Origin of the sequence: Nonomuraea montanisoli (genome assembly GCF_013363975.1) — a bacterium.
Lineage (GTDB): Bacteria > Actinomycetota > Actinomycetes > Streptosporangiales > Streptosporangiaceae > Nonomuraea > Nonomuraea montanisoli.
In genome coordinates this window covers 96298-110483 of record NZ_JABWGN010000004.1, presented here as the reverse complement: position 1 = coordinate 110483, position 14186 = coordinate 96298, and the positions used below count along the sequence as shown (strand labels likewise).

At 73.9% G+C, this 14186-nt stretch carries 16 protein-coding genes; 11 read left to right on the top strand and 5 right to left on the bottom strand.

What is annotated here, in order from left to right; all coding sequences use genetic code 11:
- The first annotated feature begins 1 nt into the window (after position 1).
- The 5 genes from HTZ77_RS10275 (at position 2) to HTZ77_RS45990 (ending at position 4314) form a co-directional block, all read left to right on the top strand.
- On the top strand, positions 2-1015 hold the full coding sequence (locus tag HTZ77_RS10275) for an NAD(P)-dependent alcohol dehydrogenase (RefSeq protein ID WP_175589281.1): 1014 nt from the start codon (positions 2-4) through the stop codon (positions 1013-1015).
- Positions 1016-1019: 4 nt separating this feature from the next.
- Complete coding sequence (locus HTZ77_RS10270; RefSeq protein WP_175589280.1) at positions 1020-1874, top strand: DeoR/GlpR family DNA-binding transcription regulator; 855 nt, start codon at positions 1020-1022, stop codon at positions 1872-1874.
- A 20-nt stretch (positions 1875-1894) separates the two neighbouring features.
- Positions 1895-3010, top strand: a complete 1116-nt coding sequence (locus HTZ77_RS10265; protein WP_175589279.1) for an ABC transporter ATP-binding protein — start codon at positions 1895-1897, stop codon at positions 3008-3010.
- Between the two features lie 83 nt (positions 3011-3093).
- Complete coding sequence (locus HTZ77_RS10260; protein ID WP_175589278.1) at positions 3094-3552, top strand: cupin domain-containing protein; 459 nt, start codon at positions 3094-3096, stop codon at positions 3550-3552.
- A gap of 132 nt (positions 3553-3684) precedes the next feature.
- Positions 3685-4314, top strand: coding sequence for a hypothetical protein (locus HTZ77_RS45990; protein ID WP_235994648.1), 630 nt, complete (start codon positions 3685-3687; stop codon positions 4312-4314).
- Here the strand turns inward: HTZ77_RS45990 and HTZ77_RS45985 are convergent.
- The 3 genes from HTZ77_RS45985 to HTZ77_RS48140 all read right to left on the bottom strand — a co-directional run bounded on the left by HTZ77_RS45985 (position 4203) and on the right by HTZ77_RS48140 (position 6325).
- Positions 4203-4538 (bottom strand): AraC family transcriptional regulator, encoded by a 336-nt coding sequence (locus tag HTZ77_RS45985; RefSeq protein ID WP_328808511.1) that lies wholly within the window; start codon positions 4536-4538, stop codon positions 4203-4205. The genes HTZ77_RS45990 and HTZ77_RS45985 overlap by 112 nt on opposite strands.
- A 181-nt stretch (positions 4539-4719) precedes the next feature.
- Positions 4720-5820 carry a WD40/YVTN/BNR-like repeat-containing protein gene (locus HTZ77_RS10250; protein ID WP_175589277.1) on the bottom strand — a complete coding sequence of 367 codons (1101 nt, stop codon included), beginning with the start codon at positions 5818-5820 and terminating at the stop codon, positions 4720-4722.
- Between the two features lie 55 nt (positions 5821-5875).
- The gene (locus tag HTZ77_RS48140) at positions 5876-6325 is read right to left on the bottom strand and encodes an Lrp/AsnC family transcriptional regulator (RefSeq protein ID WP_175589276.1); all 450 of its coding nucleotides are present in this window, start codon (positions 6323-6325) and stop codon (positions 5876-5878) included.
- Between the two features lie 80 nt (positions 6326-6405).
- Here HTZ77_RS48140 and HTZ77_RS10240 point away from each other — a divergent pair, with 80 nt between their 5' ends.
- The 4 genes from HTZ77_RS10240 to HTZ77_RS10225 all read left to right on the top strand — a co-directional run bounded on the left by HTZ77_RS10240 (position 6406) and on the right by HTZ77_RS10225 (position 9593).
- A complete protein-coding gene (locus HTZ77_RS10240; RefSeq protein ID WP_205302477.1) occupies positions 6406-7386 on the top strand; it encodes an AzlC family ABC transporter permease in 981 nt (326 codons plus the stop codon).
- The gene (locus HTZ77_RS10235; protein ID WP_175589275.1) at positions 7379-7705 is read left to right on the top strand and encodes a branched-chain amino acid transporter permease; all 327 of its coding nucleotides are present in this window, start codon (positions 7379-7381) and stop codon (positions 7703-7705) included. The genes HTZ77_RS10240 and HTZ77_RS10235 overlap by 8 nt, the downstream gene beginning before the upstream one ends.
- A gap of 93 nt (positions 7706-7798) precedes the next feature.
- A complete protein-coding gene (locus tag HTZ77_RS10230; RefSeq protein WP_175589274.1) occupies positions 7799-8365 on the top strand; it encodes a TetR/AcrR family transcriptional regulator in 567 nt (188 codons plus the stop codon).
- Positions 8366-8369: 4 nt separating this feature from the next.
- Positions 8370-9593, top strand: coding sequence for an FAD-dependent oxidoreductase (locus HTZ77_RS10225; RefSeq protein WP_175589273.1), 1224 nt, complete (start codon positions 8370-8372; stop codon positions 9591-9593).
- Positions 9594-9612: 19 nt separating this feature from the next.
- Here HTZ77_RS10225 and speB read toward each other — a convergent pair whose 3' ends face one another.
- Together speB and HTZ77_RS10215 are read right to left on the bottom strand one after the other, a co-directional pair.
- On the bottom strand, positions 9613-10662 hold the full coding sequence (gene speB / locus HTZ77_RS10220; protein WP_175589272.1) for an agmatinase: 1050 nt from the start codon (positions 10660-10662) through the stop codon (positions 9613-9615).
- Between the two features lie 53 nt (positions 10663-10715).
- Positions 10716-11672, bottom strand: coding sequence for a LysR family transcriptional regulator (locus tag HTZ77_RS10215; RefSeq protein ID WP_175589271.1), 957 nt, complete (start codon positions 11670-11672; stop codon positions 10716-10718).
- Between the two features lie 82 nt (positions 11673-11754).
- Between HTZ77_RS10215 and HTZ77_RS10210 the strand changes: the two genes are divergently transcribed.
- Positions 11755-12744, top strand: coding sequence for a LacI family DNA-binding transcriptional regulator (locus HTZ77_RS10210; protein ID WP_175589270.1), 990 nt, complete (start codon positions 11755-11757; stop codon positions 12742-12744).
- 94 nt (positions 12745-12838) lie between these two features.
- A complete protein-coding gene (locus HTZ77_RS10205) occupies positions 12839-14185 on the top strand; it encodes an ABC transporter substrate-binding protein (RefSeq protein ID WP_175589269.1) in 1347 nt (448 codons plus the stop codon).
- The last annotated feature ends 1 nt before the right edge of the window (position 14186 follow it).

The following is a 14186-nucleotide window of genomic DNA, read 5'->3' as shown; positions in this document are numbered from 1 at the left end:
CATGCGCGCGGCCGTGCTGCACGGAGTGGGCAAGGTCCTCCTGGAGGACCGGCCCCGCCCCGAACCGGGGCCCCGCGAGGTGCTCGTCCAGGTCACGTCGGTCGGCACGTGCGGCTCCGACGTGCACTACTACGAGCACGGGCGGATCGGCGACTTCGTCGTGCGCGCGCCGCTGGTGCTCGGCCACGAGCCGGCCGGGATCGTCGTCGAGGCGGGGCCGGGCGCGGACCGCCACCGCACCGGGCAGCGCGTCTCGCTGGAGCCGGGCGTGCCCGACTTCACCTGCGCGCAGTGCCGGGCCGGCCGCTACAACCTGTGCCCGGGCATGCGCTTCTTCGGCACCCCGCCGATCGACGGCGCGTTCACCGAGTACGTCGCCGTCCACGAGGAGTTCGCCCACCCCGTTCCGGACACCGTCTCCGACGACGCCGCCGCGCTGATGGAGCCGCTGTCGGTGGGCGTGTGGGCCTGCCGCAAGGCGCGGGTCGGCCCGGGCACCCGCGTCCTGGTCACCGGCGCCGGCCCGATCGGGCTGCTGTGCCTGCAGGCGGCGCGCGCCTTCGGCGCCACGGAGGTCATGGTCACCGACGTCAACCCGGCCCGGCTCGCCCGGGCCCGCGAGCTGGGCGCCACCGCGATCCTGGACGCGCGCGCGGAGAGCCTGGCCGACGCCGCGTTCGAGCCCGACGCGCTGCTCGAATGCTCGGGCCACCCGGCCGCGACCGCCGACGCCGTCCGCGCGGTGGCGCGGGCCGGGCGCGTCGTCCTCGTCGGCATGGGCGGCGACGAGATCCCGCTGCCCCTCACGGCCCTGCAGACGCGCGAGCTGGAGGTGACGGGCACCTTCCGCTACGCCAACACCTGGCCGGCCGCCATCGCGCTGGCCGCCGCCGGGCGCGTCGAGCTGGACGCCCTGGTCACCGGCCACTTCGGGCTGGCCCGGGTCGAGGACGCGCTCACGGCCGGCACGCGCGACCCCGAGCTGGTCAAGGCTGTGGTCCGGCCGCAGGAGTGAGCGCATGGCCAGGGCCAGGACCACGACCGCCGGTCTGGAGGAGCGCAGGCGGGCGGTGCTCGCCCGCGTGGCGGAGAAGGGGGAGATGGGCATCGCCGAGCTGGCGGAGGAGTTCGGGGTCAGCGTCATGACCATGCACCGCGACCTGGACGCCCTGGCGAGCGGCGCGCTGCTGCGCAAGTCCCGCGGCCGCGCGGCGGCCGTCGCCGCCGTGACCATGGAGGTCGCCCCCGAGCTGCGCAGGCGCACGCGGCTGGCGGAGAAGGAGGCGATCGCCGAGGCCGCCCTGCGGGAGCTGCCGCGCCGGGGCGTGATCCTCATGGACGACTCGACCACCCTGTTCCCGCTGGCCCGGCGGCTCGACGAGCGCGGCGGCTTCACCGTGGTGACCAACTCCGTGGGGATCGCCCGGCTCGTCGCCGCCACCGAGCACAGCCAGGCGATCCTGCTCGGCGGCGACTACCACGGCGTCTTCGACTCGACGACCGGGCCCGAGGTGACCCGCGCCCTGCAGCGCATCCGCGCCGACCTCGCCCTCATGTCGGCGGTCGCGGTCACCGCCGGCCGCCTCTACCACCCGATCCAGGGCTACGCCGCGGTCAAGGAGGCGATGCTCGACGCCGCCCAGGGACACCTGCTGCTCGTCGACTCCTCCAAGTTCGGGCGGCACGCGCCCTTCAGTCACCGCGACGTGAGCGCGTACGACGTGGTGATCACCGACAGCGGCGTGCCGCGTGACGAGGAGCGGACGCTGCGCAAGCTGGCCGCGCGCCTGCTGCTGGTCGAGGTGGGGCACGGCCGGACGCCGTCCCTGAGCACGACGGGCTCCCACCGGGCCTCCTACCGGGGTCCGTACTGATTTGGATGAGGAGAAGACCGATGGCCAAAGTTCTCTACGACGAGGCGACCCGCGTCTACCCGGGGTCCGAGCGGGCCGCGGTGGACGCCCTCGACCTCGACATCAGCGACGGCGAGTTCCTGGTCCTCGTCGGCCCGTCCGGTTGCGGGAAGTCCACCTCCCTGCGCATGCTCGCCGGCCTCGAACGCGTCGACGGCGGCAGCATCAGCATCGGCGAGCGGGACGTCACGCACCTCGCGCCGCGCGACCGGGACATCGCGATGGTGTTCCAGAACTACGCGCTCTACCCGCACATGACGGTGGCCGACAACATGGGCTTCGCCCTGCGGGTGATGAAGGCGCCGAAGGAGGAGCGCGACCGGCGGGTGCGCGAGGCCGCCCGCCTGCTGGACCTGGAGGAGTTCCTGGACCGCAAGCCCAAGGCGCTGTCCGGCGGCCAGCGGCAGCGCGTGGCGATGGGCCGCGCCATCGTGCGCGAGCCCAAGGTGTTCCTCATGGACGAGCCGCTGTCGAACCTGGACGCCAAGCTGCGGGTGCAGACCCGCACGCAGATCGCCGCCCTGCAGCGCCGGCTCGGGGTGACGACGGTGTACGTGACCCACGACCAGGTCGAGGCCATGACGATGGGCGACCGGGTGGCCGTGCTCAAGGACGGCATCCTGCAGCAGGTGGACACGCCGCTGCGGCTCTACCAGCACCCGGCCAACGTCTTCGTCGCCGGCTTCATCGGCTCGCCGGCGATGAACCTGGCCGAGTACCGCGTGGAGGGCGAGGAGGCCGTGCTCGGCGACCAGCGGATCCGGCTCGGCCGCGAGACGCTCCAGGCGCTGCGCAAGGAGGGCGGCGACCGCGTCATCCTGGGCTTCCGGCCGGAGTCGGTCGAGGTGGTCGGCGACGGCGAGGCCGACCCGTCCACGTTCCCGATCACGGTCACGGTCGTCGAGGAGCTCGGCTCGGACGCCTTCCTGTACGGCCAGTACGCCCACGCCGCCGACCCGGCGATGGCCGCGCAGACGGTCATCGCCCGCGTCGACCCGAACGCCCCGCCCGGCAAGGGCGACCGGGTCAACCTGCGGATCCTGCCGGGGAAGGAGCGGCTGTTCTCGGTGACCACGGGCCGCTGCCTGCCCACGTGAGCGGGTTGACTATCCGGACTGTGGTCCGGTAACTTCCTGCCGTAAACGGACTGCGGTCCGATTATCGACGGGAAGGAATGGTCATGTTCAGGAAGCTCGTGCCGGTCACCGTGGCCGCCTCGCTGGCCCTCGTGGCGGTGGCGGCGCCCGGCTCGTCCGCCCAGTCACGGCCCGCGCGGGCGTCCGGCGAGGTCGTCCACCACCGCCACGGCAAGGGCGGCTCGCCCTGCGAGGGCCTGGCGGGATGCACGTTCGTCCAGCTCCAGGGTGACCCGAAGACCGGCGCCTCGGAGGCGATGTTCACCCTCAAGGCCGGCACGCCGTTCTCCCCGCACTGGCACACCAGCCCCGAACGCGTCGTCGGCGTCTCCGGGGTCATGCTGTGGCACGTGAAGGGCCACAAGACCTACCGGGTCGGCGCCGGCGACTACCTGTCCTACCCGTCGAAGGCCGTCCACTGGGGCAAGTGCGCCCCCGGGGCCGACTGCGTGTACTACGTCCACGACGCGCTGCCCTACGACTTCCACCCCGCCGGCCGCTGACGCGGTCCACACGCCGAGGCGAACGGCCTCACCCCGTGGTGTGACCAGGGTTCCCTCGTATGAGGGAGGCGCGCCGTCGCCCTCCACGAAAGCCTTGTGGTGTTCCACGGGTGTTCGACGTTCGGAGGGCGTGTGGCTGCTTCACTGCGGGTTCGGGTGGCGGTTTGCCTGCTGCTGTGCGGGCTGGTGCCGTGGGCGGGGGTGAAGACGGTGTGGACTCTCGGCGGCGACGCCCTCGGAGTGGCCGGGGAGGCCTGGTTGCGCGGGGTCGAGGAGAGTGGCGACGCCTTCTACCAGGCGTTGGCCGCCGTCGGCGTCGATGTGACGGTGCTGATGGCGCTGCTCGGGGTGTTTCTCGCTCTCGGGCTGGTGCACCGGTGGGGGATGGTCTTCCCGCGGTGGACCCTGTTCCTGGCCGGGCGGCGGGTGCCCGCCTTGCTGCCCCTGGTCCCGGCCTGGGGGGTGGGGCTGTGCCTGGCGGTGTACGGAGTCGTGTTGCTGGTCATGGTGCCGCTCGGCCTGGCCGGGGTGATCGCGCCGGTCGCGCCGATGGAGCCCTTCACCAGCAGCGGGGGCCTGAACTGGATGATCTTTTTCGGCGGGCTGGCCTTCGAGGGGCTCGGCAGCGCCCTCCTCGTGGGGGCGTGGTCCTACGGACGGCGCGTGTCCGCGGCGCGGCGGGCCGCCGGACCCACCGCGCCGCAGCGGCGGCGCGCTGGGCGCTCTCCGGGCCGAAGCGGCGCCGGTACGCCAGCGGCGTGAGCCCCGGTCTCGCGGCGCATCAGCGCGCGCAGGTTGGCGGCGGTGCCGAGGCCGCTGCGCCGCGCGACCGTCTCGAAGCGCGCCTCGCCCAACTCGATCAGCCGGCAGGCCGGCGCCAGCCGTTCCCCGGTGAGCCAGGCCGGCGGCGTGGTGCCGAGCTGGGCCTGGAAGCGGCGGTGCAGGGTCGCGGGGCTGACCGCGGCGTGGGCGGCCAGTCCGGCCACCCGCGCGATCGCCAGGGGATCCGCGCGGCGCGCGGCGCCTGGCCGAGGGCCGCCACGGGCTACGCCGCCGCCGCCCGAGCGCTGCTCAAGGCGCGTGGAGGAAGGGCGGATCGGCCGCGGCTGCGATCGCGGACCCCGGACGGCGCCTGGACCGTCCGGGAGAACCGCGGGAAGGCGAGGGTCAGCGGCGCCTGAGGGTGAGGCGGGCGACGCGGCCGTTCTCACCGGCCGCCCAGCAGGACAGGTCGGGCGTGCAGGAGACGGTGTCGAAGGAGCCCGTGTCGAACGTCCGCCACGTCCTCCCGCCCGTGAGCGTCACGTCGCTGCCGGAGGGGCCGACCGCGATGGCCGCGAAGGGCAGGTGCGGCACCCAGGTGACGCCCGAGCGGTAGGCGGGAGGCGGGGTGGCGGCGGGCCGCCAGGTGGCGCCGCCGTCGCCGCTGAGCGCGCCCGCCGCCGGCGACGGCTGGCCGGGCCGGTAGTCGCCGCCCACGGCCAGGCCCTGGCGCCGGTCGCGGAAGGCCAGCGCGAACACCCCGCGCGCCGGGTCGCCCGCCGGGATCGGCGTGTCGGCCACGGTCCAGGTGCGGCCGCGGTCGGAGGAGTGGAAGACGCGGGAGCGCTCGGCGCCGCCGGAGGCCAGCCAGGCGTCCCTGCCGCCCGCCGTGACCAGGCACTGGCCGCTCGCGGCGAAACCGGCCTCGCCGGGCAGCGCCTCGGGCATGCCGGCGGACGGCAGCACCCGCCAGCTCCGGCCGCCGTCCTCGGTGGCGAGGATCCGGAACCGGCCGTCGACGGGGTCGCTCATGGCCAGCCCGTGCCGGTCGTCGAAGAAGGCCATGCAGTCGTAGAACGCCTTCGGCTCGTCGTTCCTGAACGTCTCGGTCCAGGTGCGTCCGGCGTCGTCGGTGCGGTAGACCCGCGAGTCGCCGCCCTCGCCGATCGACAGCACCACGGCGCGGCGCGCGTCGAACGCCTGCACGTCCCGGAACTGCAGCGTCTCCGTGCCGGGCGGCGGCACCCGCTCCCACGTGCGCCCGCCGTCGGCGGTGCGCAGCACGGTGCCCTCGCTGCCGGAGGCCCAGGCGACGTCCCGGCTGACGGGCGACAGGCCGCGCAGCCGCGCGGTCACCCCCGTCTGCCGGAGCTCCCAGCCGAGCGAGATCCCGTCGGCGTCGAGGGCGGATTCGGGCGCGGGGGCGGGGTCGTCGGCGTGGGCGGGCAGGGGGGCGGCGAGCACGCAGGCCGCCGCGAGCGCCGACAGCGCGATACGAAGGATCATGCGGGGCAACGTAGCAGGCGGTTCGAGGGGTGTTGAGGCGCTTGGCGGGGCTTGTTCATCGGGCCTCTCGGCCGGGTTTGATGTTCTTCATCGTGAAGTGCGAGTTGATGTTCCGCACGCGCGGGATGGTCATGACGTACCGGCTGAGGAAGGCCTCGTAGGCGGCCAGATCGGCGACGGCCACGCGCGCGAAGTAGTCGGGGCTGCCGAACAGCCGCCGCAGCTCCAGCACCTCCTCGGCGCGCGCCAGCGTCTGCTCGAAGTAGGCGACCGTCTCGGCGTCCTGGGAGTCGAGGGTGAGGTCGACCAGCACCTCGAACGAGCGGCCCACGGCGCCCGGGTCCACGACGGCCCGGTAGCCGCGGATGACGCCCTCGGCCTCCAGCCGCTGCACCCGCCGCAGGCACGGCCCGGGCGTGAGCCCCACCCGGTGGGCGAGTTCGACGTTGGTCAGCCGCCCGTCACGCTCCAGCTCGGCGATGATTGCTCTGTCTATCGCGTCCACGCGACAAACATTGCCGTACGGACGGGTAGGTGAGCAATTTCCGCAACCATATGGCGGGCATTCTGCGCGACCATAGAGGTGTGCAAACCGACATTTCACCCCAGATCGCCGCGCCGGCTCCCAGCCCGGCGCCGGTCACCCGGCGGCAGCAGATCGCCGCGGGGGTGCGCGACTCCTTCTCGGCGGGGCTGGGCATCTTCCCGCTGGGCATCGCCCTCGGCCTGCTGGTCCTCCAGGCCGGCCTGCCCGCGTGGTTCGCCCCCGCCCTCTCCATGGCCGCGTTCGCCGGCAGCATGGAACTGCTCCTGGTGGGCATGGTCGCCGCCACGACGCCGCTCGCCGCGGTCGCGCTGACCGTCCTGGTGGTCAACTTCCGGCACGTCTTCTACGCGTTCTCCTTCCCGCTGCACCTGGTCCGCGGCCGGCTGGCGAAGACGTACTCCGTGTACGCGATGATCGACGAGGCGTACGCCGTCAGCGCCTCGCTGCCCGAGTCGCAGCGCTCGGCCCCGCGCCTGCTGGCGATGCAGATCGCCAGCCAGTCCTACTGGGTCGGCGGCGGCCTGGTCGGCATCGCCGTCGGCTCGGCCCTGCCCGCGCCGGTCAAGGGCCTGGAGTTCGCCCTGTGCGCCCTGTTCACGGTGCTCACCCTGGACGCGTTCCGCTCCCGTGACGACATCCCGTCGGCGGTGCTCGCGGGGGTGAGCGTGACGCTCGCGCTCGTCCTCACCCCGAAGATCGCCCTGTTCACCGCGCTGCTGCTGTTCGTCGCCCTGCTGGTGGCCCGCCACGCCCTCATGGCCCGCCGCGCCGCCGCCCGCCACGGCTCCACCGGCCGCCACGCCGCCCCGCAGTCGGCCAGTCACGCCGCGCAGCAGTCGGCCTCCCACGCCGCGCAGCAGTCGGCCTCCCACGCCGCGCAGCAGTCGGCCTCCCACGCCGCGCAGCAGTCGGCCTCCCACGCCGCGCAGCAGTCGGCCTCCCACGCCGCGCAGCAGTCGGCCACCCATGCCGCCCCGCGGGCCGCCTCCCGGGCCAACGCGGAGACCGTCGATGCCTAGCGCCGCCTACCTCGCCGCCGTCCTCGCGATCGCCTTCGGCGTCACCTTCGCCCTGCGCGCCGTCCCCTTCGCCGTGCTGCGCACGCTCCGTACGTCGGCGATCGTGCAGCGGCTGGCGCTGTGGATGCCGGTGGGCATCCTCGGGATCCTCGCCGTGACCTCCCTGCGCGGCGCCGTCGTCGCCGAGCCGCACACGACGCTGTACGCGCTGCTCGCGGTCGCCGTCACCGCGGGCGTCCACCTGCTCTCCGGGCGCCGGACGATCCTCAGCGTCGGCATCGGCACCACCGTGTACGTCCTCCTCGTCAACCTCCTCTGAACGCGCCCCTTCTGGAAGATCGTCCGGCGCGCTAACGTCTTGGGCAACTGTCCAAGACGCTCACCCAAGGCGTACGTCCAGAAGGGAGCCGGCATGGGAGAGGCGGCGGCGATCCGCGGGGAGGCGACGCGCCGGCGGCTGCTGGAGGCGGCCGTGCCCCTGATCGGGGAGGCCGGCTGGCACGCCGTGACGACCCGGATGGTCGCCCAGCGGGCCGGGGTCGCGCCGGGCGTGGTGCACTACCACTTCGCCTCGGTGACCGACCTGCTGATCGCGGCGTCGGTCGGCTTCACGCGCGGGATGCTCGACCGGTTCGCCCGCGAGCTGGCGGAGCGGCCCGGCCTCGACGCCGGGCTGGGCCGGCTGCTGGCCGAGGTGTCGCGACACGACGGCGCCGACCCCGCCTCCCTGCTCGTCGCGGAGACCTACCTCGCGGCGAGCCGGATCCCCCGGCTGCGCGACGAGCTCGCGGAGCTGGTCGCCGACTTCCGGCGCGGCCTGGCCGGCTGGCTGGCGGAGAACGGCGCCGCCGACCCCGAGGCGGCCGCCACCGTCCTCGGCGCGGCGGTCGACGGCCTCATCCTGCACCGCGGCCTCGATCCCCGCCTCGACCTCGCCGCCCTGGCCCGGCCCTTGCGGAGCATGCTGCGAAAGGAGTGAAGCGGTGCGAGCCCTCATCTGCGGCGCCGGCATCGCCGGTCTCACCCTGGCCTGGCACCTGGAACGCGCTGGCTGGCGGGTGGAGGTGGTCGAACGCGCGCCCGCCTTCCGCGACGGCGGCTACATGATCGACTTCTACGGTCCCGGCCAGGAGGTGGCCGCCCGCATGGGGCTGGCCGGCCGCCTGGAGGAGGCCCGCCACCCGATCGACGAGCTGAGCTACCTCGACCGCCACGGCCGGGTGACCAGCCGCCTGACCACGCCGCCCGCGTTCCGGAGCGTCGTCAGCCTGCTCCGCGGCGACCTGGCGCGGATCATCCACGACGACACCGCCGCGCCGATCCGCTACGGCACCAGCGTGGCCGGGGTCGAGCAGGACGGCGGGAGCGTCACGGTCACCCTCACCGACGGCACCACCACGGAGGTGGATCTGCTGGTCGGCGCAGACGGGGCGCACTCCCGCGTCCGCGACCTCGCCTTCGGCGACGGGGCGGCTTCTCTCCGGTACCTGGGGCACCATGTCGCCGCCTACCTGATCGGAGACGCGGGCCTCAGCCGGGAGGTGGGCAGGCGGTACCGGATGCTCACCGTGCCGGGCCTCATGGCCGGGGCGTACGCGCTGGGCGACGACCGGCTCGCCCTGCTGTTCCTGCGCCGCGAACCCGACCCCGCCCTGCCCGCCGACCCGGCCGCCGCGCTGCGCGAGCACTACGGCCGGCTCGGCTGGATCCTGCCCGGCGCGCTGCGCGCCATCCCGGACGACCTGTACTACGACCAGGTCACCCAGGTCGTCGTCGACCGGTGGAGCGCCGGCCGGGTGGTGCTGCTGGGCGACGCCTGCCAGGCCGTGTCGCTGTTCGCGGGGCACGGGGCCTCCATGGCGATGGCCGCGGCGTGGGTACTCGCCGACGAGCTGTCCCGTACGACGGCACCGGCCGGCACCACGCGGCCGGCCGGCGCGACGGGAGCGACAGGCGACGGCGTGCCCGCGGCCCTGGCTCGCTACGAGGCGCGGATGCGGCCGGTGATCGAGGACGTCCAGGCGTTCGGCCGCCGCTTCGTCGAGTGGATGGCGCCCTCCAGCGGCCTGCGCATCACCGCGCGCGACTGGCTGATCCGGCTGGCCGGTCTGCCCGGGGCGGACCGGCTGTTCCTGCGCTCGATGAGCCCGTCCGGCCACCGCCTCGTCACCGGCGGCCCCGGGCGGCCGGTCGCCGACCGCCTCTGACACCCCGGCGGCCCGATCCTCAGGTGCGGCGGCGCTCGGCCCCCCGGCCCTTGCCATGACGGCTGAGCAGCGGCCGGCTCCGGTCCCACCGCTCCAGCCGTCCGTCCCGCTCGGCGCGCTGCCGGGCGATGCCCGACAGCGCCTCCAGGACCACGCGGCCCCCGAGCATCGCGGTCACGTCGGCGTGGTCGTGGTCCGGCGCCACCTCGACCACCTCGACGCCGACGACCGGCAGCTCGTACGACAGCCGCCGCACGGCGTCCAGCAGCTCCCGGGAGGTCAGCCCGCCCGGCTCCGGGGTGCCCGTCCCCGGGGCCATCCCCGGGTCGACGACGTCGATGTCCACCGACAGGTAGACGCCGTCGCAGTCGTCCAGGGCGGTCCGCGACGCCTCGGTCAGGCACTCGTCCAGGCCGCGCTCCACGATCTCGGTCATCTCGTACGAGCGCATGCCCTGGTCGGCCATCCAGTCGAGGGTCTCCGGGCCCGGCCAGTAGCCGCGCAGCCCGATCTGGAGGAACCGGTCGCCGCGCGCCGCGCCCGACTCGATGAGCCGGCGCATGGGCTGGCCGTGCGCGATGAGCGAGCCGTAGGAGCTGTCCCCGGTGTCGGCGTGCGCGTCGAAGTGGAGCACGGAGACCCGCCCCCAGCCGACGGCGCGGGCGACGCCGGTGACGTCGGGCAGGGCGATCGAGTGGTCACCGCCCAGCACCACGGGGATCCGGCCCGCCGCCGCGACGGTGTGCACCGCCCGCTCCAGGGCCGCGTGGGAGCGCTCGGCGTCACCGCTGAACATCATGACGTCGCCGGCGTCCCTGACGCGCAGGTCGAGCAGGCCGTCCACGTCGAGGGCCAGGGACGGGCGCTCCCCGTCGTGGCCGAGATAGCACGCCTGGCGCATGGCCGAGGGGCCGAACCGGGCGCCCGCCCGGTAGGTGGTCCCGCCGTCGAACGGGGCGCCCAGCACGACGACCTGGGCGTCGCTCCAGGTGCCGGGCTCGTCCAGGTCGCAGGCGGGCACGCCGAGGAAGGTGATGTCGGGGCCGTACATCGCGCCATATCGGGTCATCGGCTGCAGATCCTTCGCAGAGGAGGTGGTCGGGCGCCGCGGCCCTTCCATCCTCACCGACGCCGGCCCGGCCCCGGAATCCCCGTACTCTCGACAGCGCCTCCATACGCCCTATGGAGGTCGCGGCCCACGGCGAGCAGCTCCGCGCCCAGGCGCTCCACGACCGGAGGCGGCGGACCGGCCGGCCGGACGAAGCGGACGCTGCGCGCGCCGACGTCCTGCACCGGCACGCGCGTCACGGTGTCGTAGCCGGGCTGCAGGGCCAGCTCGGGCACCAGGGCGACGGCGCCGCCCGCCCCCACGAAGCCATGGATGACGCCGTAGTCGTCGCTCCTCAGCACGACGCGCGGCCGGAACCCGAGGGCCTGGCAGGTGGCGAAGAGCGTCTGGTCGCTCGGGTCGTACGAGCCGCGCGAGATGATCCAGCCCTCGGCCGCCAGCGTGGCCAGGTCCACGGGCCCGGCCGTCGCGGCCAGTGGATGGCGGGCGGGCAGGAGCAGCCGGTAGGGATCGTCGAACAGCGCCTCCACGTGCAGGTCGGCGCCGTAGCGGGCCTCGCCGCCGATGTCGTAGATCACCGCGCAGTGCAGCGACCTGGCGCGCGTCCGCGCGACCAGCTCCAGCGGCTCGGCCTCGGTCAGCTCGATCCGCACGTCCGTGCCCGCGGTGGCCCGCCGCAGCGCGCCCGGCAGCAGCCGCGACGCCGCCGTGCCGAACGCGCCGACGCGCAGCGTGGACACGCCGTGGCTCAGGCGCGCCTCGACGTCGGCCTCCACGGCCTCCAGGCGGTCCAGGACGAAGCCCGCGTGCTCCAGCACCAGCATGCCCACGTCCGTCAGCACGGCGCCGCTGGGGCGCCGCTCCACCAGCCGCGCGCCGAGGTGCGCCTCCAGCGCGCCGAGGTGGTAGCTGATCGTGGGCTGCCCGTAGTGCAGCCGGCGGGCCGCCCCGGCCAGCGACCCGGTGACCGCGATGGCGCGCAGGACCTCGAACTGGCGGATGTCGAACATCCACACATGCTATGGAGCACGCGGCTGCCGGGTTCACGTAAGCGGTTGCAAATATTTGCGTGATCCGGCGTATAGTTTGCGCATGACGCGACGACTGGCCGAGGTGGCCAAGAAGGTCGGGGTGAGCGAGGCGACCGTGAGCCGCGTGCTCAACGGCAAGCCGGGCGTGTCCGACGCCACCCGCGAGGCCGTGCTGACCGCGCTCGACGTCCTCGGCTACGAGCGGCCCACGCAGTTGCGCGGCGACCGGGCCCGGCTGGTGGGCCTGGTGCTGCCCGAGCTGCAGAACCCGATCTTCCCGGCGTTCGCCGAGGTCGTGGGCGGGGCGCTGGCCCAGCAGGGGTTCACCGCCGTGCTGTGCACGCGCACGGTCGGCGGCGTCTCCGAGGCCGACTACGTCCACCTGCTGCTCCAGCAGCAGGTCAGCGGCGTGGTCTTCGCCGGCGGCCTGTACGCCCAGGCCGACGCGGCCCACGGGCACTACGAGCTGCTGCACGAGCGCGGCCTGCCCACGGTCCTCGTGAACGCGGCGGTGGAGCGCCTCGACTTCCCGCAGGTCTCCTGCGACGACGTCGTGGCCGCCGAGATCGCCCTGGCCCACCTGCGGGCGCTCGGCCACGAGCGCGTCGGCATGGTGCTCGGCCCGAAGGACCACGTCCCGTCGCGGCGCAAGCTGGAGACGTTCCGGGCGAACGGCGGCGACCCGGAGCTGGTCGAGCACACGATGTTCGCGCTGGAGGGCGGCCACGCGGCGGCCGCCCGGCTGGTGGCGCGCGGCGTCACCGGCGTGATCTGCGCCAGCGACCTGCTGGCGCTGGGCACGGTCCGGGCCGTGCGGCGCGCCGGGATGTCCGTCCCCGGCGACGTCTCGGTCATCGGCTTCGACGACTCCGCGCTGATGAACTGCACCGACCCCCCGCTCACCACCGTGCGCCAGCCGATCGACGCCATGGGCCGGGCGGCCGTGGACCTGCTGGTCGCGCAGATCGACAAGGCCGTGGTCCCCGCCGACGAGCTGCTGTACGAACCCGAACTGGTGGTGCGAGCCTCGACCGCCCGCGTTCGTGCGTAATCCAGTCGTTATCTTGCAATAGTTCATCGAGATATTGCAGATCACGGCTCGCGATCCTATGGTGTGGGCACCTCGCACCAGAAGGGTCGAACCCATGCAGAGAACCACAGGGCTCTTACTCGTCACCGTCCTCGGCCTCTCCGCCACCGCCTGCGGGGCGAGCGAGTCCGGCACGCCCGCGCCGGGAGGGGCCGCGGTGACGATCACGGTGGCGTGCCAGCCCGCGAGGTCCGCGCCCAAGGAGCGCGCGGCCTGGGACGACGACGTCGCCGCGTTCATGAAGGCGCATCCCGGTGTGACGGTGAAGAGCACCGACCAGCAGCCGTGCTTCGACCCCAAGACGTTCGGGCCGAAGCTGGCGGGCGGCCAGATGGAGACCGCGTTCGTGGTGCCGGTGACCACCTACGCCGACGTGATCGGCAAGGGCCAGGCCATGGACGTCTCCGCGTACACCCGCGAGATCAAGAACTGGAACGACCTGCGCGCCGACGTCCGCGAGCTGGTCACCAGGGACGGCAAGGTGTACGGCGTCCCGAACGTCCACTACGGCGTCGGCCTCGTCTACAACCGCAAGCTGTTCACCCAGGCCGGCCTCGACCCCGAGACCCCGCCCGCGACGTGGGCGGAGATCCGCGAGGCCGCCAGGAAGATCGCCGCGCTCGGCCCCGGCTACGTCGGCTACGGCGAGTACTCCGGCGGCAACACCGGCGGCTGGCACTTCACCCAGGCCCTGTACGGCCGCGGCGGCGCCGTCCTCACCGACGACGGCAAGAAGGCCGCCTTCAACTCGCCCGAGGGCAAGGCCGTGCTCCAGACCCTGCACGACATGCGCTGGAGCGACAACAGCATGGGCAGCCGGCTGCTGGTCGGCTGGGAATCGCTGATGATGGCGATGGGCAGCGGCAAGGTCGGCATGATGCTCGGCGCCCCCGACGTGGTCACCGACGTGGTCAACAAGTTCAAGGGCAACGTCGCCGACTACGGCATCACCGGCTTCCCCGAGGCCAAGGCGTCGCTGAGCGGCGGCGAGGCGTTCATGATCAACCCGAAGGCGACCCCCGAACAGGCCAAGGCCGCCCTCCAGTGGCTCGACTTCCGCTACAACACCGTCGGCAAGGGCCGCTTCGACTTCGCCCGCGGCAAGACCCTCGGCAACCCCGTCGGCGTCCCCGACAACGACGTCTACGGCGACTCGGCCACCGGCAAGGCCATCCAGGCCGAGCGGGAGAAGAACGCCACCCTCCCCGTGCGGAACTACGCGCCGTACGTGCGGGCCGCCGCCACCGTGCCGCCCAAGGCCGAGCCCGCGCACGCCCAGGAGCTGTACGCGATCCTCGACGTGGTGATGTCCGGGACGCTCAGCCGCCAGGACGCCGACCCGGGCAAGCTGCTCGCCGACGCGGAGGCCAAGGCCAACGCGCTGCTGGCCGCCAAGGGCTGAC